Raw genomic sequence first — 22,460 nt, forward strand, 5'->3', positions numbered from 1 at the left:
AGAATCCATGGATGCAATTATAAAAGAATGTGAAACCCTCGACTTATCTTGGTTAGACCCCACTATTGGAAACTTTCACTTAGTGGTGGAACAAAAAGCTATATCATCTACTGTATATAGTCTCTTTTATTATTTAAATGATAGAAATTGGCGTTGGTCAGTTCTCTATGACACAGAAGTAGGAGATTATATGGTACGCATTACAGTGCCTTTAGTAGAGTTTGTAGATATTGCTTTTATACGTGAGTCTTTAACCCCGTTTATAGAGAATTTAAAAGCCAACTATAAAGCATCTATGATGACACGATTTATGGCTCCCCAAGAGGGGTTTTGCTATGAATACAAGCAGAAGGGCATACCTCAGTGGAATTATGCAGGGGTATTACCAGAAACAATTGAAGGATATCATTTAGATGTGACTCCTCATACAGCATTAGACATGATTAATGGATCTTATATTATTGGCACTTATGTCAAAGATAGTGAGGAAACAGGGGTAGTCTTATTTTATAATACATTCCGTGACGAATTCTTTGGTGAAACTAGACAACAGGGTTATCCAGGAATTACACATGACTTGGATGCAATTACTTTAGATAAATTTGAGCAAGCTTTGACGAATCATTTACAAGAAGTATTACTTAGTTTATAACCTACCTATGCTATTTACTAAGTTACATGGTACGTTTTTAGGTAGTATGTAATAGTGATACTTTTGTATAGCGAATAGAAATAGAGGAAGCATTTTGGAACAGATCCGAATAGAAAAACTTGGGAAATCCTTTGGGATACGAGAAATTTTCTCTAACGTATCCTTTACCATACGACAAGGTGAACGTCTCGCTTTAGTAGGTCCTAATGGGGCAGGTAAATCGACGTTAATGAAGTGCATACTAGGTATAGAAGAACATGATGCAGGGGTCATTGTGAAAGACAGTAGTATCACTATTGGCTATTTACAGCAAGATATCAATTTAGGTGATGCCAGCTTAGAAGAAGAAATTCAAACGGCTTGGGCTGATGTACAGCACCTTGAATCTCAGTTACAAGCATTAACGACAGAATTAGAAACTCGAGATGCCACAGAACAGGGTATGCGTCGTTTATCCTATTTACAAGAACGATTAGAATGGCTTGGTGGATATGATTATGAAAAACAAAGCCAACGTATTGCTTATGGCTTAGGATTTAGTGACGAAGATCTAAAGAAAAAAGCCAGTGAATTTTCTGGGGGACAAAAAACTCGTATTAACTTGGCGAAAGCCTTGGTACGTCGCCCAGACTTTTTATTTCTTGACGAACCTACTAACCATTTAGATATGCCAATGTTAGAGTGGTTAGAAGGATACTTAAAATCCTATAAAGGTGGCATTGTCATTATCAGCCATGATCGGTATTTCTTAAATCAAGTGGCTACAGAAGTGGTGGAATTGGCTCATCATAAAGTACATACCTATAAAGGTAATTATAGCCAGTTCTTAAAGCAACGAGAACAACAACGAGTAGCGTATCAACGTGCGTATGAAAAGCAACAAGAACACATTCGTAAAACAAAAGAATATATTGACAAATATCGAGCAGGTATAAAATCTAAAATGGCTCGTGGTCGTCAATCACAGTTAGATAGATTAGAGCGATTAGAGGCACCTGACCAAGATAGAGAGTTTACCTTTACATTTCCTAAGCCAGAAATGAGTGCAGACCGAGTATTGATGGTGGAAGATGTATCTATTGGTTATGATGCAGAACATCCAGTGGCTACACATATTACAACGACCTTGCGTCGTGGAGATATAGTAGGTTTAATCGGAGCCAATGGAGCTGGAAAATCGACTCTTGTAAAAACAATTATGGGAGAAGTCAATACACTGGATGGAACGATTACCACTGGAAATCGAGTGCAGACAGGCTATTTTTCGCAAGAACATGAAGAGTTACATCCTACTTGGTCTGTGTTACAAGAGATTATGGCTCCTTATGATATGTCAGAAGAAGCTGCTCGCAGTGTATTAGGAGCCTTTCAATTTAGAGGGGATGATGTGTTCAAGTTAGTAGGAGATTTATCAGGTGGAGAACGGGCAAGGGTAGCCTTATTACAGTTATTTTTAGAAGGTCGTAACTTCTTAATCCTCGACGAACCGACAAATCATTTAGACATCCCTACACGAGAAACAGTGGAGCAAGCCTTACAACAATTTGAAGGAACTTTGTTAATCATCTCCCATGACCGGTATTTGTTAGATGCAGTGGCAAAACGCATTGTGGTCTTAGATAATGGTGGCATTGAAGAGTTCCATGGCAATTATTCGTATTACAAAGAAAAAATGTTGGAACGATCCGTCTTAGCAGCACAACGATTAGAAGCGGAGCAGATGAAGTGCAACAATATGTCTAGTCATACAGCAGGAAAGACCGACAATGCTAGAAATACAGCAGTGAGTACTGATTCTAATGCTGAGATACATAAAGGTACATCAGGGACTGCTATGACAGAGAAACAAAATACAAGTTTTTCAGAAACAGCGACAACTCCTAAAAAGAAAACGAATTCTTTTATGGTAGAAAAGGAATTAGCCAAAGTAGAATCAGATATTGCACGGTATGAGGCGACAGTTAAAATGTATACGGTACAGCTACAGGATCCATCTATACAAGGAGATATATCAGAATATGAACGATTATCTCAGGATTTGGCCAATACTACATCACAGTTAGAGGCCCTCTACGAGCGGTGGGAACACCTTAGTGAAGAGGCTTAGGAGGTTTCTATGAAAGGTCGTTTTGCCCCCAGCCCTACAGGCCATATGCATGTAGGGAATTTGTGGGTAGCATTTTTGTCCTATTGGTCTGCACGACGCCAAGGTGGTGAGTATATTGTCCGCATCGAAGATGTGGATACGCAACGTTCTAAACCAATCTATGCAGATCATATATTAGAAGATTTATCTTGGTTAGGTTTTAGTTGGGATGAAGCACCTACGTATCAATCCCAACGTTTAGATATATATGAAAGATATCTACAAGAATTACGTACCCAAGAACGGTTATATCCATGTTATTGTAATCGAGCTCGCTTACAGGAAATCAGTAGTGCTCCTCATCAAGGTGAAGCCCATCATGTATACGATGGATATTGTTTAACCCATGAGCCGACTATAGGTGAAAGACCTCCTTCTTGGCGATTTCATATGGAGGATATAAGAGGATCCTTTCAGGATATATATCGAGGTACGGTAGATTATGAAATCCAATCTTGTAATGGTGATATCGTGTTAAAGCGATGGGATGGAATGATTGCCTATCATCTGGCAGTGGTCATTGATGATTATGAAATGGGGGCCACAGAAGTGATTCGAGGCAATGATTTATTACCTGTAACGGGTCATCAAATTGCGTTAGGTCAGACATTTGGATTTCCCAAATTACAATATGGTCATGTGCCTATGTTAGTGGATACAGAAGGGTATCGCTTATCTAAACGGCAACAAAGTATAACCATGCGTGATTTACAGAATCAAGGGGCTACACCAGAGAGTCTATGGGCTTGGTTCGCCATCGAAACAGGGTTACTTACAATAAAAGACTTACCGATTTGTGGGAAGGTTACACTTTCAGAGTTACTCACTATTGATATTTCAAAAATTCTCTTAGAACAAGATACAATTAAATTGACAAACTTCGATGTTATGGTATGATAGTAAAGTATGAGGTGATACGTATGTCAATGGAAACAGCGATCCAAGAAAAAACGTGGGCCGTATTAGGTGCCACAACAAGAACCGATAAGTTCGGATATAAGATTTTCAAACATCTTTTGAATAAAGGATATACAGTGTATCCAGTAAATCCTAATATTACATCTATCGATGGTGTACAATGCTATCCAAGCTTGCATGAGTTGCCAGTAGTACCTACTGTGGTCGACTTTGTGGTACCAGAAAAAGTTGGATTAGAAGCTCTAGATGCTTGTAAAGAGTTAGGGATTAAGACCGTTTGGCTACAACCAGGTGCGGATAAACCGGCAGTAGTGAAAAAGGCAACTGAATTAGGTCTTGAAGTAATTCAAGATTGTGTATTGATTCAAATTTAATAGGAGGCTTACATGAGCGCAATTATTGATGTAACAACAGCAAATTTTAAAGAAGTAGTAGCAGGAAATGATAAAGTAACTGTCGTAGATTTCTGGGCACCATGGTGTGGATACTGTATTCGCATGATGCCAGTATATGATGAATTGGCAGCTGCGTTAGGCGACAAAGTGACATTAACAAAAGTAAACACTGACGAACAACCTGAATTGGCACAGTTCTTCAAAATTGAAATCCTTCCTACATTTGCTATTTTCAAAAATGGTGAAATCGTAGATCGTAAAATCGGGTTCATTCCATTAGAAGAGTTAAAAGCAGCTGTAGAAGCTCATTTATAATACTCAAAAAGGACTGATATCTTTGAGATATCAGTCCTTTTCTTATGTATATCGTTTATCTAATAAACTTTCTAGTTTTTTCTCTTTTCTAGCGTCTAAAATCTTACCAGCTAAAATAGAAGGAATGGCTACACCGACACCAATGGAGATGATAATGAGGATAGCCGTAACACCACTTTGAATCGCTTCTACGAGGGAAGTGGAAGTAAGAGCGTTGATGTGTAACATGGCGTATAAAAATCTATAAATGAATACACCAGGTACGAGAGGTATTGCTGAAGGTATAGCTAGGACAAGAGAAGATGTTTTAGCATATCGAGCGGATTTCAAACAGAATAAACTCACCATAGCAGCAGCAATAAAAGTAGCACCAAACACTGAAAATCCTAAGTATAATATGAGTGTATTTTTTACTAAAATAGCGATGAGGCCACCAATACCTATGAGTGGAAGTAAGTGCTTTGGAGTATAAAACATCACAGCATAGCCCGCAGCGCCTACAACAGCAGCGCCTAATAAAACTGGTGAAATACTGTCAGGTACAATACTTAAATGGGTGAAATCATAGGAATGATTAAAGTATTGAGCCATACTAATGCCTACGGTCATACTTCCTACGATGAGTAGGGTATGTACCGCTCTAGAAATACCTGCTAAAATATGATTATTTAACAGGTCGTCTACTGTATTGATAAGCGGGATGCCGGGAACCATGAACAATGTACAAGCAATCATGGTGTATATCACATCGGCAGTGTCAAAAATGCATCCAGATAGAAAGGCTAACCCAGAAGATACTGCGGCAGCACAGGCAATACCGATGTATCCATTAATCTGAAATCTTTTTAAGATAAGTTGTACAATAAAGCCTAGTAAGGCGCAAACAGTAGTTATCCAAGCAGAAATAATAGTACCACCAAATAAAATCGGAAAGGCACCGCATGCAAATCCCGCAAAAATGGCAGATGTGGCATCCGAATAGGGAGGATCTTTTTTAGCAATCTCTTCCAGTTCTTGGGAAAACTCATCAAGAGTATATTCATTACGTAATGCAGTCCAAGTTAAGATACTAGTGGCGGAAATAATATCCATATTAGCTCCTAAATATTGGACTTTTCTAAAGGATGTAAAGCAATCTTCAGGACTATGAATATTAATTAAAATATTAGAGTAGGCAATATGGATATGAAGATGATCTGCTGGAATTCCCATATATGCAGCCGCGCGACGCATATCTCGAACAATTTGATTCGCATTGGCTCCATTTTCAGATAATAAACAGCCCATACGAAGTAGAATCTTTACCTTTTTTCTGATTTCCACAAAGGGATTTTCTAAAATTTGTAAATCTTGATCTGTATACTGTGACATATTAATGCGATTTCCGTAAATATTTCGTATCTAATTCTACATCGACTTCCACTGTATCTGTGTCTGGCTCAGCATCCACAAATTCAATAGATTCTAAATGTTGTACTACTTGAGCGCGAATAAATCCTAAGTAGACTTCGTATAGATCTTTCTTTTCTGCCAATTCTTCTTCCGTTAAAGTTTGACCAGATTTCTTTTTCGCTGCCAATGCATTAATGCGTGTTAAGGCTTGTTCCATAGTCATATCTTTTTTTTCTTGTTCTGTCATAGATAATCTCCTTATTTGTTAGCGCATACCCTTTGTGGTATGATACACTATATATTAGTGTTAGATGAAAGTATCTAACCTATAATATTGATTGTAGATTTATATTATAACACGATTTATATAATTTTTTCATCTTAGAGGAGAAGGCTCCGATGCGAATCACAAAAGCCATCAAGGCAGAGCAAATACGAATCTTGGGAGAAGTCTACCACGATGCAAAACCAGCACTAGAGTTTACTACACCGTTTGAATTACTAGTAGCGGTAGCATTATCTGCACAATGTACTGACGAACGAGTCAACATTGTAACAAAACGACTCTTTCCAAAATATAGTGACCCTAAAGATATGTATGAATTAGGCATACCTGGATTAGAGGCGCTCATTAAAGATTGCGGATTATACCGTTCAAAAGCAAAACATATTCATGAAACATGCAAAATTTTAGTGGAACAATACAATAGTGAAGTGCCCCGAGATTTTGATACTTTGGTGACATTGCCAGGGGTTGGTCGTAAAACAGCCAATGTATTAGTGTCCATTCTATTTGATACACCAGCCATTGCGGTAGACACGCATGTGTTCCGTGTATCCAATCGCTTAGGTATTGCCAAGGGTAAAACACCTGACGAAGTAGAAAAGAAACTAAAAAAAGCGATTCCTATGGAACACTGGAGTGCCGCACATCATTGGATGATCTGGCATGGTCGAAAAATTTGCAAAGCACGAAAACCATTATGTGACGAATGTCCTTTATATGATGTATGCCAATCGGCAGGGAAGGTATAGTATGACAGAACAAATGAGACGTCTCATTGAGACTTTTACAAAGGTGGGAGTAACAGGCCCAGCCATTGTACAGGAAATAGCAAGATTCCGTGTATTAGACCAAATCATCACCCAAAGCGGTGAAGTTCGTGAATGGGGGATTACGCCGAAAGAATTATTTGAGCTTGCTAAAACATCAACAATAGATATGTTTGGTCCTTTACCATATGATGAAGCAGGCTTTAAAGAAATTTACGGCATTTCCTTTAGCGTAGAATTAATGGATTTCATCGGTGCTACGGGCTATTATGAAGGAGTCTCTGCAGGGCGCCAGTGGTCTGTACCTATGCAAGAAGTCATCGACTTCCATAAGAATACAGAAGGTATCATACTCTTTGCTTATTTCGAAGAATATGCAGCCATTGCAGAAGAAATAATGCAAACTCTTCCAACAGATCGTTTGCTGTTCTATACAGCCTCTGAAAGCTGTTACAATTTATTCCGTAGCCTATATCCATTGGCTCCAGTGATCAATGAATGGCCAGAGGATGTCATCTTTGACCACATTGTAGCCGCTACATCTGGTATGTTCACAGCACCAGTAACGACAATGGAACAAATGGCGGCTCGTGTGAATAATGTGAGCGAGAAAGGTACTGTACGTTACTTTATTCCAGTCTCTGCCGTACAAGATCAATTGAATATGAATCGGGTAGCCTTACAGTTCATGATTTTACAAAACCATTTAGAAGTTGTTCGTGAATGGGCTCCATTGCAAACCTATGAATTCCGCTATGGCTTAGGACCTGTGAAAAAAGTAGATTTGTCCATTTGTGAAATTGTTGAAGATGGGTATAAGCAAACCAACTTCATTTCATTGCCTCACGAAATTTTGGCGTCAATGGAAACCTTTGGCTTGGCTCACTATGGACTTTCATTATATGGTGTGCAAGCAAGCATGAATCCAAAACACCCAACCATGGGTGAAGATGGATATATGCATGGAGATTATCGCATTCCAACATACATGCAACGCATGTTTGAAGCTTTGGAAGGATATTATTTACAAGTATCTATGAAAGGCATCGATGTATCTGTGACATTGGAACACAAAGAGGGTATCCCATTGGGTGCTTCCCCAGAAGAACCAACAGTGCAAAAAGCTATGGAACCATCTGTTTTACAAGATGATACAGTAGCATATCGTTGGTATTTTAACCATCCAAGTGCACCATTCTTATGGTATACGTATTTCAATAGTGAAGAAGGAAAACAAGTAGTACGCACCCTTGCATCTATGGTAACGACAACACCAGCCTTATTACAATTAATGGGTAGTTGCCGTCGTCAAGTGGTGAAAGAAGAGGCATTAACTACATTTACCACATCTTTCAAAACTTCATTAGAACAGTATGAAACAGAAAAAGCGCAAGCTGAAACGAACTGGGCCAATGCATTAGCTAAACTAGCGACTGAGATTGTACCAGTACCAACCGAAGTGAAACCAGAAGTAGGGGAGGAGTAATTATGGCAGTTGTGAACTATTCAATTTATAAAGTACTAGGTACACTTTCAGAAAATAAAGATGGCATGAAAAAACAATTAACATGCACAAGCTGGGGACGTTATAATCCTAAGTTCGATATTCGCGCTTGGGATGAAGATTACTCACAAATGACAAAAGGTGTCACCTTGACATTAGAAGAAATTTTAGAATTAAAAGAAATCTTAAACTCTGTAGATTTAGAAGAAGCTTTAGAAGAAGCAAAACAAGAACGAGCAGAGGCTAAACAATTAGAAGCAGAAAAATCTGAATAACTCATAGTCCCTAGTATTGCATAGAGTGTAGCATTCGTGATATAATCTATAAGAAAAGTTTAGACGTTGAAAAGAGGTGTATATACATGAAAGAAGGAATTCATCCTAATTATGCGGAAGCAACTGTAACTTGCGGTTGTGGAAACACATTCAAAACTGGTTCTGTTAAAGGTGATCTTCGCGTGGACGTTTGCTCCAACTGCCATCCATTCTTCACAGGCCAACAACGTGCGGCTAAAGCTCGCGGTCGTATCGAACAATTTAACAAACGTTACGGCAAATAATTACGTAAATAACCTATACAAATTAATTGGCAGAGCTAAGGCTCTGCCTATATTTGTTTTACAGGAGACCCTATGACTCAACAACGAGTAAAAAAATATGTAGGTGGACAAGCCGTCATTGAAGGGGTTATGATGCGTGGTCCTAAGATTATGGCCACAGCTTGTCGAAAACCAGATGGAACCATCACGGTTAAAGAAGAACCTACGAAATCTATCCAAGACAAGTATCCCGTATTAAAGTTGCCATTTCTGCGTGGAGTAGTAGCTTTATTTGAATCCTTAGTGATTGGTATGAAAGCCTTATCCTTTTCGGCGCAGGCCTCTGGAGAAGAAGAGGAAGAGGTATCTAATAAAGAAATTGCCATCACTATGGTTGTATCTGTACTCATTGCAGCAGCAGTATTTATTGCCTTACCGACATGGCTGGCTAAATTTATGCCAGGTGCAGGCACAGATCATATGATATTGAATTTATATGAAGGAATGATTCGTTTAATCCTTTTTTTATTATATATTTTTGCTATCGGACTCACTCCAGATATTAAGCGTGTCTTTCAGTACCATGGGGCAGAGCATAAGACGATACACACCTATGAAAATGATATGGAATTAACCGTGGAAAATGTGCGAAATCATTCTAGATTACATGCACGCTGCGGTACTAATTTCTTGTTATTCGTCATGGTAGTGAGTATTATTGTATTCGCATTTCTAGGTTGGCCTAACTTAGTGGAACGTATAATATCTAGATTAGCCTTGATGCCAGTGGTGGCTGGAATTTCCTATGAATTGATTCGCCTAGCTGGACGGACACAGCATCCACTCATGAAAGCCATCATTGCTCCTGGTTTGGCCCTACAATATATGACTACGAGAGAACCAGAGGATGACCAAATTGAAGTGGCTATTCGTGCCTTACAATGTGTGCGACCTAGTGAAGAAGATGCTTACGAAGAAGATTAGAAAGGAGTCACCGTGTTAGTCGATAAACTGCAAGTGATTGAAGATAAATTTTTAGACTTGGAACAGCGCATTTCTGACCCAGATGTGATTGCTCGCCAAGAGGAATGGCGTAAACTGACTCGCCAACATGCGTCATTAACGGATACTGTGAACACATTCCGTCAATATAAACAAGTCTTAGCCGGCATTGAAGAAGCGTTAGAAGTACTAGGTGATAAAAGCCTAGATGAAGACTTCCGTGCTATGGCACAAGAAGAATTGAATGAATTAAAAGTTCGTCGAGATGAATTAGAAGCAGAATTACATATTTTGCTATTACCTAAAGACCCAAATGATGATAAAAATATTATCGTCGAAATTCGTGGCGGTGCTGGTGGTGATGAAGCAGCTTTATTCGCAGGAGATTTATTTCGCATGTTTACAAAGTACGCAGAAACACAAGGCTGGAGATGTACCATCATCGATGCGAACGAGCCTGAATTAGGGGGTTTCAAAGAGGTGGTATTCTCTATCGAAGGCGACAGTGTATATTCTAAGTTAAAATTTGAAAGTGGCGTACACCGTGTGCAACGTGTGCCAGATACAGAATCTTCTGGACGTATCCATACGTCTACTGTAACGGTAGCAGTATTACCAGAAGCAGAAGATATCGATATTGAAATCAATGAAAAAGATTTGGAAATCGATACATACCGTGCCTCTGGTGCAGGTGGACAGCACATTAATAAAACGGAGTCAGCTGTCCGTATTACACACAAACCATCTGGTATTGTGGTAGCTTGTCAGGATGAGCGTTCTCAGCTCAAAAACCGTGAAAAAGCCATGCGCGTATTGCGTGCTAAATTACAAGATAAAGCAGAGCAAGAAGCGACGTCTGCTATGGCAGCAGACCGTAAAAGCCAAGTGGGTACAGGGGATCGCTCCGAGCGTATTCGTACGTACAACTATCCACAAGGTCGTGTCACAGACCATCGCATTAACTTAACTTTATACAAATTAAATGCTGTATTAAATGGAGATATGGATGAATTAATTCAAGCTTTAATCACAGCAGAACAAGCCGCTAAAATGCAAGAGGCAAATCAACATGGATAATGAGTTATGGACTATTAGTCGCATGCTCCAATGGACAGAGCAGTATTTTCGCTCCAAAGGCATAGAATCAAGCCGCTTGGATGGGGAAGTACTGCTTTCTCATAGTTTGGGATGTGACCGTATGTACTTATATGTCAATTTTGACCGTCCGTTGGACAAAGCTGAATTAGATGCCTATCGACCTCTAGTGATACAGCGTGCAAAGGGATATAGTGTAGCAGCTATTACAGGGCATAAAGAATTTATGGGGTTAGACTTTCATGTGAACGAGCATGTATTGATTCCCCGTCCTGATACGGAAACATTAATTGAGGATATACTAGCTCTCTATGATGTAGATGCATCTCCACGCATCTTAGATTTATGCACAGGACCCGGTACCATTTTGTTAAGTCTATTGCATTATTTGCCGAATGCCACCGGTGTAGGTATAGATATTTCAAATAAGGCCTTAGTAGTAGCTGAGGAGAATCGTATATCTTTAGAATTAGTCGATGTTTCAAGGTTCTGTGAAAGTGATATAAAGCAACTGTTAGAACAGGTGAAAGTAGGGAAAGGTACTGAATATGGTGCGGTATTGGATGCTTGTAAGTCTCTATTGGGTGAGCAACAAACAGCCTTAGAAGGTATGTTTGATGTGCTTGTGTCGAATCCACCATATATTACTACCGCAGAGATGAACACATTATCTCAAGAAGTATTACACGAACCTCATATTGCGCTACATGGAGGAGATTCGGGATTAGAGTTTTATATTCCTATCATTTGTGAAGGTTGGCGTCTTGTAAGAGACGGTGGATATCTTGCCATTGAAATTGGACAAGGCCAAGAAGAGGCTGTATCAAAGCTAGCCGCAGAAACAGGATGCTATGGAGAACCAGTGTATCAACAAGATATAGCGGGTATTATTCGTGAAGTGCGTTGGAAGATACAACGAAAATAGTGATATAATATTACATAGGAAAGGAGGTATGATATGGAAGCATTAGATCAGATTGAAACGCAGGTATTAACTCCTGATGATGTGGAATTAGCAGGAACTTTGCTTCGTGTAGGCGATTTAGTAGCTATACCTACGGAGACGGTGTACGGTTTAGGAGCTAATGGACTGGCAGCGGATGCGATGGATCGCATTTATACTGCAAAGGGACGACCTTCTGATAATCCTTTAATTTTACATGTATGTGACCAGTCTATGGTACACCGTTTAGTGAAACATATCTCTCCTTTAGAACAAAGATTAATGGATACCTTTTGGCCAGGTCCATTGACGATTACCTTTGAAAAGTCTGCGCTAGTGCCAGAGCGTGCGACCGGTGGACTTTCACGGGTGGCATTACGATGCCCAAACCATGAGGTATGCCGTGAGATGATACGTATTGCGGGTGTGCCTATTGCAGCGCCTAGTGCCAATCTCTCAGGTCGACCAAGCCCGACTACGGCAGAAGCAGTCTTACACGATATGAAAGGACGTATTCATGCCATAGTGGATGCAGGTCCCTGTGAAATTGGAGTGGAATCTACGGTAGTACAAGTAGAAGATGATACTGTGATTATCTTGCGCCCCGGTGGTGTCACAAAAGAGATGCTAGAAATGGTGGTGGACCATGTGGCATATGACACGGCTTTGAATGATCCTACAGAGGCGCCGAAAGCGCCAGGAATGAAATATCGCCATTATGCTCCAGATATGCCTGTACAAGTACTAGTAGGACAGTCATTAACAGTAGCGGAACACATGAAAGACATCATAGATAAGATGGTTCACCAGGAGCCTATTTCACAAGAAGATTGCAAGGAAAAGCTGAGAATTGGGTTATTACTTTCAGAGGAAACTTTGGAAAATTTAAATGCAGTACTTCCCAATTTTACGCTTTCAGTAGATATCATTGTATATGATGAACAAGCAGAGGCTATAGCATTGGCCAACCGTTTATATGATAGTTTATTACAGTTCAACGACATGGGTGTGGATACATTACTTGTGGAAGGCTGTGCACCGGTAGGACTTGGAGTAGCGGTTATGAATCGCTTAGAGAAGGCCAGTGGTGGCCATGTACAATATATCTAAGGATGTTTGAACCGCTTGATGGGATGAGTGCATTAGGTGTTAATATTGGTGTATTGATATATATCAAAGATGGTTTCCATTAATTGTTTTTGTAAACATGATGGCTAGATTATATTGAATGATGTAAAATAGCTTTAAAGTATAGTGGAGGTAATTATGAATTTATTGTTTGTATGTACAGGAAATACCTGTCGTAGTCCCATGGGAGAAGGTATTGCCCGTGCGGTTGGACGTGAACTTGGGGTAGAGGTAGTGACTTTGTCTACAGGTTTATTTTGTGTTCCCGGAGCTAAGGTGAGCGAGGAAGCTGTGGTGGCAGTTCGTGAATTAGTCGGTGAAGATATTAGTGAACACAGCTCTCGCCCATTAAAGGTAGATTTTGTGAAAGCCGCAGATTATGTACTTCCTATGACGGAAGACCATAAGAAAATATTACTTCGTCAATTTCCTTTCGACAGTAAAAAAATTATGACTGTCGCTGAATTTGGCGGCGAAGTAGGGGATGTGGAAGACCCATTTGGACAATCCCAAGAAGTATATACTAAGACAGCGAAGCAGATTGTAGAGTATGTACGAAAAGGGATTGAATTACATAAGAATGATGAATGACGTATTAAACAAAGGAGGACTTTATGAAAGTAGCAGTTGGTTGTGATCATGGTGGATTTCATTTGAAAGAGGCTATTAAAGGCTTACTAGAAAAACAAGGCATTGAGTACAAAGATTATGGTACGTACTCCACAGATTCCATGGATTATCCAGATGTAGCAAAACCATTGGCGGAAGCAGTGGCGGCAGGCGAATTTGATCGCGGTATTTTGACATGTGGTACAGGTATTGGCATCGGCATTGCAGCAAACAAGGTAAAAGGGATTCGTGCTGCATTATGTCATGATACATTCTCTGCCCACGCTAGTCGTCAGCATAATAATGCCAACGTACTCACAATGGGAGAACGTGTTATCGGTCCAGGCCTAGCATTAGATATCGTCGATATATGGCTACATACTGAATTTGAAGGCGGTCGACATGCAAAACGTGTGGATAAAATCTCCGCTATTGAAGAATAACATAATAGAATAATATCGAACAAAGTAACGGCTAGTCCTAAAAATGGGCTAGCCGTTTTTATGTTCGATGTAATTTTAAAATAAATATATTTGGCATCTTCCAAATATAGAAATATTACTCAATTTCCTATACAATAGTAGATATATTATTACTATATAGATAGGAGATACTATGCATATTTTATTAACAAATGACGACGGCCTATGGGCCCCAGGGATACAAGGTTTAGCACAGGAGTTAGCAAAGTACCATAGGGTAACAATGGTAGCACCTAAGGTGGAGCAAAGTGCTAAATCTAGTGCGTTAACGGTACAGGTACCGATTCGAGCTAAAGAGATGAGCGAAGAGGGCGACAACCCAAGAATGATCTTTGTAGAGGGCACACCAGTGGACTGTGTGAAATTCTCTTTGTCCTATTTATTAGAACAAGATCGTCCTGACCTAGTGGTATCTGGGATTAATCATGGATTTAACTTAGGATCTGATGCTTTATATTCTGGTACTGTCGGTGCCGCATTAGAAGGATTGATGTACGGGATTCCATCCTTGGCATTATCCATAGAGAAATATAGTGTGAAACGGATGGAAGAAATACTGCCGTTTATTACTGATTTTATCAAGGTTATGTACGAAGAAGGACAATACCAAGGGTTATTGAATATTAACTTCTTAAAAGAAGGTCCTGTAGGTTGGGAACAAGTGAAAGTATTCCATCAAGGCTTTCAAGAGTATACTAACGTCATCGATGTACGGAAAGATGCCAAGGGAAGAGAATACTATTGGATTGTAGGAGATCAAGGGTTTCAGAAGGAAGATAAACCTACTGATGTGGGACACATCAAAGAAGGCTATATATCTGTGGTACCATTGACGTGGAAGCAAGAAGATACGGATCAAATTCCAGTGGTGGAACAGTTAATTGCAAATAAATAGCGTACAGTCATTAAAGTTTTACATCTCCGTGGAGGTAGTATAATCTTTTAGATATATTTGTTATAGTATAGTTATAAATCTTTGATGTATCTAACAATATAGAAACGATTGCTCTATCATGATATATGATAGAGTGGTCGTTTTTTATTTGTTAACTCCTATTAAATTCATTCGAGTTGACAATAGAAAAGATGAATGCTTTAATACTACTTGAAAGACATTTTTTATCATCTTATGTTGTGGCTCAAGGGAGGGTCCTATCATGAAAGAAGAAACAAATGTAACAGGTATGATGAGTGCAAGGCAAATCACGATGACCGCATTGTTTGTAGCTTTGGTAGCAGTAGGAGCATTTATTAAGATTCCTATTCCTAATTTGCCATTTACCTTGCAATTGCTCTTTACCACATTAGCTGGTTTAATCTTGGGAAGTCGATTAGGCGGTATGAGTGTGGCGATGTACATCATTCTTGGTCTTGTCGGGGTACCGGTGTTCACTGAAGGTGGCGGATTTATGTACATCTTCAAACCTACCTTTGGCTATCTATTAGGCTTTGCTGTTGGTGCTTTTGTGGCAGGTCGTATGATAGAAAAAGCAACAGTTGTGACTTTCAAAACATTGTTAACGGCTTCTTTTGTGAATTTAGCTATAGTATATGCCTTAGGCATGGTCTACTTATATGAAATTATGGATTTATACTTAGCTAAACCAATTGGACTAGATGTATTATTTATCTACTGTTTTGCATTACCCGTGATACCAGATATTTTCCTTTGTATCTTGGCTGCAGTGATTGCAAAACGATTGCTTCCGATATTAAAACGATAGTATGCATAACAGATGTGACATAAGGTGCACATACACGTTGGTATGTACCTTGTGTTAATTTTGTGAAAGTCACCGCAGGTGGTGAAGAATGTAGGAAAGGAGAAAATTATGACAAGAATTCAAAGCCCAAAAGGGTTATACATATTAGGTACAGGAACAGACGTAGGTAAAACATATATCACTGCTTTATGGCTTAAAAGACTTCGTGAAGCTGGCCATGATGTAGCGTATTATAAAGCGGCGGTCAGCGGTGCACTTAATATTTCTGAAAGTGATGCAGGGTATGTAAAACAAGTGGCGGAACTTTCACAGGAGGATGAAACCTTACTATCCTATATATTTGATGAGGCTGTATCTCCGCACTTGGCATCACGGCATGAAAATCAATGTATTGATCGAACGGTGGTGAATACAAATTTTTATAAAGTTGTGACAGACTATGAATACACAACGGTAGAAGGTAGTGGCGGAATCATTTGTCCATTATATGTGACGGACACAGAATTGTACATGTTAGAAGATGTGGTAAAAGATTTACAGTTGCCGACGATTGTGGTAGCTACAGCAGCACTTGGTACCATCAATAGTACGGTGTTGACAATTCACTATTTGCAATCCAAAGGAATCACTGTAAAAGGAATCATAGTCAATCAATACACAGGAAACTCCATGGAAGAAGATAACTGTGTGATGATAGAACGATTGTCAGGTCTTCCTGTCTTAGATCGAGTAAGACCTGGTGAAACATCGTTGCATATGGATGTAGAGGCTATGTTAAATTGCTATGAGGATATTATAAATCCCCATGCGTAATTAGGTACATATAGATTGTGTTTGATTTGTTTCTATTAGTGTTATAACAGCAGCATCAAGTTCCTATACATAGCTTTCAAAGTTATTGTAAGAGTGAATATAGTAACTGATAGTATCCAGATATAAGATATAGTTGCTGTTTGAAATATAGCGTAGAAAATATAATGATAGTAAAAGCTGTATAGTAAAATGCGAGAGGTATAGGTATACACATGAAAGATTGGGCAAAAAAGGACTTGGAATTAATTTGGCATCCATGTTCTCAAATGAAAGATTATGAAACATTGCCACCGATTGTTATCGACCATGCAAAAGGTTGCTATTTATATGATGTAGAGGGAAAAGAATATATAGATATCATCAGTTCTTGGTGGTGTAATTTATTGGGCCATTGCCATCCAAAGGTAAATGAGGCGATTAAACACCAACTAGATACATTGGAGCATGTTATCTTCGCTAACTTTAGCCATCGTCCAGCTATCACTTTGGCTGAACGATTGAAAGAAGTGGTGCCAGAAGGATTAACACGGTTTCACTTCAGTGATAATGGGTCTGGCGCTGTAGAATGTGCTTTGAAAATGGCGTTCCAATATCATTACCAAACAGGTCATCCAGAGCGTCAAAAATTCTTATGCCTTAGTGAAAGTTATCATGGTGAAACTATCGGTGCTTTATCGGTGGGCAGTATGGACTTGTTTGCTGAAATTTATAAGCCAATGTTGATGGATCAAACTGTTCACGCTCAAGGACCGGACTGTTATCGTTGCGCTTATGATAAAACTCGTGAAACTTGTTCTTGTGAATGTTTTGAGCATATGGAACAAGACTTTGCAGAGCATGGTTCCACATTAGCAGCGGTGATTGTAGAGCCGTTGATTCAAGGATGTGCAGGTATGAAAATGTATCCGCCTGAATACCTACGTAAACTACGTGAACTGTGCGACCGTTATGGAGTGTTATTGATTGCTGATGAAATTGCCACAGGATTTGGACGTACTGGTAAGCTATTCGCTTTTGATCATGCAGGAGTATCTCCAGATATCATGACTGTCTCCAAAGCGTTAACTGGTGGTTATATGCCGATGTCCATTACAGTAGTGGCTGAAAAAATTTATCAGGCGTTCTATGATGATTACAACACGATGAAAGCATTCATGCATAGTCATACCTATAGTGGTAACCCATTGGGCTGTGCCGCAGCATTAGCGGTATTAGATACATTGCGGGATGAACATATTTTAGAACAAGCTGAGGAAATGGGAAACTATTTGCATAATGCCTTAGTGAAAGCCTTAGGTAACCACCCCAATGTAGGAGAAATCCGTCGTATGGGATTAATTAATGCTATTGAACTTGTTACCAATAAAGAAACAAAAGAAGGCTTTGATGGCTCCTTACGAATGGGCTATCAAATCTACAAAAAAGCATTGGAAAGAGGGTTGTTGTTGCGTCCATTAGGCAATGTTATCTACTTTAACCCGCCGTTAACCATAGATAAAGAAACCATCGATATTGCTATCGAACGAACAGTACAAGCCATGGTGGATGTATTGGGATAAGCTTTAGTCATTAAATATAACTCGTTAAACTAGTATCTTTGTGCTATAATTTAGATAGAAAAAGGAGTGTGAATCCTATGTCTATCAAGCCTTATGAAGAACTTACGATACAAGATAATTTTATCTTTCAGAAAGTTATGCGTAATAAACGTATTTGCAAGCAAACGATAGAAAGGCTTTTAGATATTGATATTAAGGATATTGAATATCTGGAAGAAGAGAAGACTATTGATGTTCGCTTGGATAGCAAGAGTGTGCGACTAGATGTATTTGTGAATGATGATAAAGGAACTATCTTTAACATTGAGATGCAAACTAGTAAAGATATGAAGGAGCTTATTAAAAGAGCGCGATATTATCAAAGTGCCATAGATATTGATAGTTTAGAAAAGGGACAGCACTATTCAGAACTAAACGATGTATACGTTATTTTTATATGTACATTTGAGGTATATCCAGATAAGCTTCATAAGTATGACTTTAAAAATGTATGTTTGCAGAATACGCGTAGACACTTGAATGATGGGACTCATAAGATTTTTTTGAGTACTAAGGGTGAATTGGATGATGTATCTAAGGAGCTAAAATATTTTTTAGATTATATTGATGGAAAAGAACCTGAAGACAGTCTGATGTGTGAGATTGATAGTGAAGTTCATACGATAAAACAATGTGATGAATGGAGGCGAGATTATATGACCTTAGCATTTGAAATGGAGAATAAGCTAAAAGAAGGAATTGAAATAGGACGAGAAGAAGGAAGAGAAGAAGGGAGAGAAGAAGGCCGAACTGAAGGTAAGGTAGAAGCTGTTATTGGAATGCTTAAGGAGAAATTGTCCGTAGAGATGATTTCTCGTATTACAAAATTAACAGTAGAACAAATTACTGAAATTGGTAAAATGAATGCATTGCTATAGTTGTTCTATAAGCAATGAATTAGAATAATAAAAAGGCTGTAAGCAAACGATACGAATGCTTACAGCCTTTTCTATATTTTGATTGTGTTGTTAAGAATCATTAGATCTGTTAGATTACAAAGAGCTATGCTATCTTGTATGTAAGATATTCTAAACTAGTTGTTTTCTATATATCCCTCAGGCGCTTTAGGTTCTACTACAATATCATTATGGGTGTTAAATATGACATATCCCAAAGGTGATCCAGGTGGCTTTTTAATATGTTTTACTAAGGTGTAGTCCACAGTTACTTTAGATGTATCTTTTCCTTTGCTAAAGTATGCGGCGATTTGCGCAGCGGCTTCAATCATTTTAATATCTGGTTCAACATCAGAACGCAAAATGACGTGGGATCCTTGTATATGCTGTGTATGTAACCATAGGTCATTAGGTTTAGCCCAACGGTTGGTGAGGTATTCGTTTTGTTGGTTATTTTGCCCTACATATACGTCACCATTAGGAATAGTAAAATGCAAGAAATTATCCTTCTTAATTTTGAAAGGAATCGGCTTTTTGGATTGACGTAAGATGCCAGCACTTTCACATTCGCTACGAATTTCTTGAACAGATTGTTTTGTCGTAGCCAAAGATAAACTGTATTGTATGGATTCCAAATAAGAAAGGCGCATAGCACTTTGTTCTAATTGGTATTGACCATTCTTCGTACGATTTTTCATCTTACGATATAGTTTATAATAGGCTTGCGCATTTTCTGTAATGGACAAGGGTGGTTCCAATGGGATGGTAATATCTTCAGCTGAGTCAGATAATACATTTTGTACGGTCACTTCCGATTCATAGTGGTGAGGTAAATAGCTGTAAATCATGAGCAAGTCTCCGTAGGCTTTATACATATCCGCTTTGGATGTGTCATCTAGTTCAGCTTTAATTTTTTCATGACGACCTTCTTCTTTTTTGATAGCGGCGGAGATAATTTTTTCTAACTCTTTTCCTGCCGTATGAATAGCTCCTAACTTTGCCACATCCTGTGAAAGTGCCTCGGAAATCGTTGCATATTGTATGGTGTCAACAATGGTGTGAGGGGAACATTCACAGAGAGGAATGGGCGTTAACAAGCGTTTACCAGTAGCCGTAGTGTATTGCAATAATCCTTGTGCATTGAGAAGTTGAGCCTGTAATTGGGTCAGCCCTTCCGTGATTTGGTTGATGAGGTCCGCTGACATCGGTGTCGTAGAAGTTAGCCCCATACGACAACATAGGTCATCTAATAGAACAGGACCAAATCCGTTAAAGATATGACGAATGGTATTACCTACTGTATCTTGGGAAAAGGATTGTAGTAATTGTGTGATTTCTGGACCAGAGAATTGCATAAGATCCACACGAGATGTATTAGGCGGTAATTCATAGGGCAATTTAGGTGCCACTGAACGCACACGATTCATAAGTGGTGTGACATGAACAAGGGATTCTAAAATGATGCCATCTTGCACGAATATACAGTTGGAATATTTGCCCATGAGTTCTACATAGATTTCGTTTACAACGATGGAACCATCTAAGCCTAATTTGTCGGCAGTGATGCGGATGATACGGTCCCCGTGAAGTTGCTCGATATTGGTAATGCGAGCTCCTTCAATATGTTTCCGTAAATACATAATAAGAGACGTGGGCTCCTTTGGAGCATCTACAATCTTGTCTGTTACATAGATAGACGGAGCGCTTCCTACAGTAATCACCAAGTAGGGACTTGTGGTAGGTGTATTAATTTTTAAAAGTATACTTGTTTTATCAATCTGCTGAATACGTTGAATCTGACCGTTTCCGACCTGCTCGTTCAGTTCTCGTATTAATACAGACAATGTTAAACCATCTAAATTCATGAGAATCCTTTCGTTATAGGTGTATCGTATTGTTATATCTGAAAGTGTAATATATTAGTGAAATCATACTTCGATACTGTACAAAAGAAATAACTATTTCTATATAAGATTACAAAAATGATTGATATTACATGGTATATTACTAAGGATACCATGCATATATGCTATTTATTAGGAAGAGAATAAATTTTAAAAAACATCCCTATACTAGTATACACTAATCTAGTACTAGTAGATATAGGTAGCTTTTGAATTAAAGGTATGACACCCAAAATATAGCTGAATAGAGATATCGTTAAACTTGATGTTGCATTGAGAGCAATATATAAGATAAGGATAATGCATATCCGGATTAGTAGTGAAATAAAACTTCTAACTATAGTAACGTGATGGTAGGTATAGATTAGAGCAAATAAAACGTTTTATTTTTACGTCTACCGTGCTATACTGAAAGATAAGAAATAGATCGGAACGCGAGGTAAATCCATGAACAGTATGACAGGCTTTGGTCGCGGCATAGTGACTACGGAAACAGGAAGTTTCCAAGTAGAAATCAAAACGGTAAACACAAGGTATTGTGATATTGCCATTAAAAGTCCCAAACAATTTAATACCTTTGAAGACAAAGTACGGCGGTTAATCCAATCTGCTTTTCACCGTGGTAAGGTAGAGGTGTCTATCCTCTATAAAGAATCTGGTGAACAAGAAAAAGACTTGTCTATGAATCGTGCCTTATGTGGACAAATTAAACAATTCTTGGTAGAAGAGGGATTCTATGCAGATGTGAAAGAGGTCCCTTTATCTTCCATCATGTCCATTTCTTCTGACTGGATTACTATAGAAGAACCACCTACTGATGAAGATGCTATAGGACGTGCCTTAGAAGAAGCCACAAAATTAGCTATAGACGGTGTTCTTGCGATGCGTGCCAAAGAAGGCATTGCGATGAAAGAGGATATTACGAAACGCCTTCAAGGAATTGAAACATTATTTGCTTACATGGAAAGTCGGAGAGACATAGCCTTAGCGCACCATGAAGAGCGCTTATTACAACGAATCCAGACAATGCTAGATAAAGTGGGCGTAGACTTTCAAGAAGAACGGTTTATGCAAGAGGTGGCCATACTTTCAGATAAAGTAGATATATCGGAAGAGATTGCCCGATTTGCTTCACATGTGGTACAATTAAAGGAAATACTTGAGGAAGAAGGGCCTATTGGACGTAAGTTAGATTTCTTGTTACAAGAAATGAACCGTGAGGTGAATACAATGGGATCCAAAGGGAATGAAATCACCATTGTAGACACTGTTGTACAATTGAAGGTGGAGTTAGAAAAAGTAAGAGAACAAATTCAAAATATAGAATAATGTGTAAGTAGTACTGGAGCTATC

The 22,460-nt window shown here is 38.8% G+C and carries 24 protein-coding genes; 21 read left to right on the top strand and 3 right to left on the bottom strand.

Features of this window, described 5'->3' with window-relative positions:
• Positions 1–7 precede the first annotated feature (7 nt).
• The 5 genes from EO117_RS01465 (at position 8) to trxA (ending at position 4,426) form a co-directional block, all read left to right on the top strand.
• Positions 8–652 (top strand): hypothetical protein, encoded by a 645-nt coding sequence (locus EO117_RS01465; RefSeq protein ID WP_126938751.1) that lies wholly within the window; start codon positions 8–10, stop codon positions 650–652.
• A gap of 94 nt (positions 653–746) precedes the next feature.
• Positions 747–2,759, top strand: coding sequence for an ABC-F family ATP-binding cassette domain-containing protein (locus EO117_RS01470; RefSeq protein WP_126938752.1), 2,013 nt, complete (start codon positions 747–749; stop codon positions 2,757–2,759).
• Positions 2,760–2,768: 9 nt separating this feature from the next.
• A complete protein-coding gene (gene gluQRS / locus EO117_RS01475; protein WP_126938753.1) occupies positions 2,769–3,695 on the top strand; it encodes a tRNA glutamyl-Q(34) synthetase GluQRS in 927 nt (308 codons plus the stop codon).
• 23 nt (positions 3,696–3,718) lie between these two features.
• A complete protein-coding gene (locus tag EO117_RS01480) occupies positions 3,719–4,090 on the top strand; it encodes a CoA-binding protein (RefSeq protein WP_126938754.1) in 372 nt (123 codons plus the stop codon).
• A 12-nt stretch (positions 4,091–4,102) separates the two neighbouring features.
• A complete protein-coding gene (gene trxA, locus EO117_RS01485; RefSeq protein WP_126938755.1) occupies positions 4,103–4,426 on the top strand; it encodes a thioredoxin in 324 nt (107 codons plus the stop codon).
• Between the two features lie 42 nt (positions 4,427–4,468).
• Here the strand turns inward: trxA and EO117_RS01490 are convergent, their stop codons facing one another.
• A complete protein-coding gene (locus EO117_RS01490) occupies positions 4,469–5,797 on the bottom strand; it encodes a threonine/serine exporter ThrE family protein (RefSeq protein WP_126938756.1) in 1,329 nt (442 codons plus the stop codon).
• Between the two features lies 1 nt (position 5,798).
• The gene (locus EO117_RS01495) at positions 5,799–6,065 is read right to left on the bottom strand and encodes a DUF896 domain-containing protein (RefSeq protein ID WP_240632555.1); all 267 of its coding nucleotides are present in this window, start codon (positions 6,063–6,065) and stop codon (positions 5,799–5,801) included.
• 152 nt (positions 6,066–6,217) lie between these two features.
• Between EO117_RS01495 and nth the strand changes: the two genes are divergently transcribed.
• The 15 genes from nth (at position 6,218) to EO117_RS01570 (ending at position 19,185) form a co-directional block, all read left to right on the top strand.
• Entirely contained in the window at positions 6,218–6,853 is a 636-nt protein-coding gene (gene nth, locus EO117_RS01500; protein ID WP_126938757.1) for an endonuclease III, read from the top strand.
• A 1-nt stretch (position 6,854) separates the two neighbouring features.
• Complete coding sequence (locus EO117_RS01505; protein WP_126938758.1) at positions 6,855–8,357, top strand: hypothetical protein; 1,503 nt, start codon at positions 6,855–6,857, stop codon at positions 8,355–8,357.
• Between the two features lie 2 nt (positions 8,358–8,359).
• Complete coding sequence (locus EO117_RS01510) at positions 8,360–8,650, top strand: YdbC family protein (RefSeq protein ID WP_126938759.1); 291 nt, start codon at positions 8,360–8,362, stop codon at positions 8,648–8,650.
• 86 nt (positions 8,651–8,736) lie between these two features.
• On the top strand, positions 8,737–8,934 hold the full coding sequence (gene rpmE, locus EO117_RS01515; RefSeq protein WP_009354094.1) for a 50S ribosomal protein L31: 198 nt from the start codon (positions 8,737–8,739) through the stop codon (positions 8,932–8,934).
• Between the two features lie 72 nt (positions 8,935–9,006).
• Complete coding sequence (locus EO117_RS01520) at positions 9,007–9,897, top strand: DUF1385 domain-containing protein (protein WP_126938760.1); 891 nt, start codon at positions 9,007–9,009, stop codon at positions 9,895–9,897.
• 12 nt (positions 9,898–9,909) lie between these two features.
• Positions 9,910–10,992: a peptide chain release factor 1 gene (prfA, locus tag EO117_RS01525; RefSeq protein WP_062402531.1), complete on the top strand. Its 1,083-nt coding sequence runs from the start codon at positions 9,910–9,912 to the stop codon at positions 10,990–10,992.
• Positions 10,985–11,935, top strand: a complete 951-nt coding sequence (gene prmC / locus EO117_RS01530; protein ID WP_126938761.1) for a peptide chain release factor N(5)-glutamine methyltransferase — start codon at positions 10,985–10,987, stop codon at positions 11,933–11,935. The genes prfA and prmC overlap by 8 nt, the downstream gene beginning before the upstream one ends.
• Positions 11,936–11,968: 33 nt before the next feature.
• A complete protein-coding gene (locus EO117_RS01535) occupies positions 11,969–13,063 on the top strand; it encodes an L-threonylcarbamoyladenylate synthase (protein WP_126938762.1) in 1,095 nt (364 codons plus the stop codon).
• Between the two features lie 156 nt (positions 13,064–13,219).
• Complete coding sequence (locus tag EO117_RS01540) at positions 13,220–13,672, top strand: low molecular weight protein arginine phosphatase (RefSeq protein WP_126938763.1); 453 nt, start codon at positions 13,220–13,222, stop codon at positions 13,670–13,672.
• Between the two features lie 23 nt (positions 13,673–13,695).
• Positions 13,696–14,133 (top strand): ribose 5-phosphate isomerase B, encoded by a 438-nt coding sequence (rpiB, locus tag EO117_RS01545; protein WP_126938764.1) that lies wholly within the window; start codon positions 13,696–13,698, stop codon positions 14,131–14,133.
• Positions 14,134–14,305: 172 nt separating this feature from the next.
• Positions 14,306–15,067, top strand: coding sequence for a 5'/3'-nucleotidase SurE (gene surE / locus EO117_RS01550; RefSeq protein ID WP_126938765.1), 762 nt, complete (start codon positions 14,306–14,308; stop codon positions 15,065–15,067).
• Between the two features lie 262 nt (positions 15,068–15,329).
• Positions 15,330–15,896, top strand: coding sequence for a biotin transporter BioY (locus tag EO117_RS01555; protein WP_126938766.1), 567 nt, complete (start codon positions 15,330–15,332; stop codon positions 15,894–15,896).
• A gap of 108 nt (positions 15,897–16,004) precedes the next feature.
• Positions 16,005–16,709 carry a dethiobiotin synthase gene (gene bioD, locus EO117_RS01560; RefSeq protein ID WP_126938767.1) on the top strand — a complete coding sequence of 235 codons (705 nt, stop codon included), beginning with the start codon at positions 16,005–16,007 and terminating at the stop codon, positions 16,707–16,709.
• Positions 16,710–16,921: 212 nt separating this feature from the next.
• Positions 16,922–18,268: an adenosylmethionine--8-amino-7-oxononanoate transaminase gene (bioA, locus tag EO117_RS01565; protein ID WP_126938768.1), complete on the top strand. Its 1,347-nt coding sequence runs from the start codon at positions 16,922–16,924 to the stop codon at positions 18,266–18,268.
• A 77-nt stretch (positions 18,269–18,345) separates the two neighbouring features.
• Positions 18,346–19,185 (top strand): Rpn family recombination-promoting nuclease/putative transposase, encoded by an 840-nt coding sequence (locus EO117_RS01570; RefSeq protein WP_126938769.1) that lies wholly within the window; start codon positions 18,346–18,348, stop codon positions 19,183–19,185.
• Between the two features lie 155 nt (positions 19,186–19,340).
• Here the strand turns inward: EO117_RS01570 and EO117_RS01575 are convergent, their stop codons facing one another.
• On the bottom strand, positions 19,341–21,068 hold the full coding sequence (locus tag EO117_RS01575; RefSeq protein ID WP_126938770.1) for an NFACT family protein: 1,728 nt from the start codon (positions 21,066–21,068) through the stop codon (positions 19,341–19,343).
• Between the two features lie 486 nt (positions 21,069–21,554).
• On the opposite strand from EO117_RS01575, the gene EO117_RS01580 reads away from it, so the two are divergent.
• Positions 21,555–22,436, top strand: a complete 882-nt coding sequence (locus EO117_RS01580) for a YicC/YloC family endoribonuclease (RefSeq protein WP_126938771.1) — start codon at positions 21,555–21,557, stop codon at positions 22,434–22,436.
• Positions 22,437–22,460 lie beyond the last annotated feature (24 nt).

It is taken from the genome of Veillonella sp. VA142, assembly GCF_003992135.1.
In the GTDB taxonomy this organism is placed as follows: Bacteria; Bacillota; Negativicutes; order Veillonellales; family Veillonellaceae; genus F0422.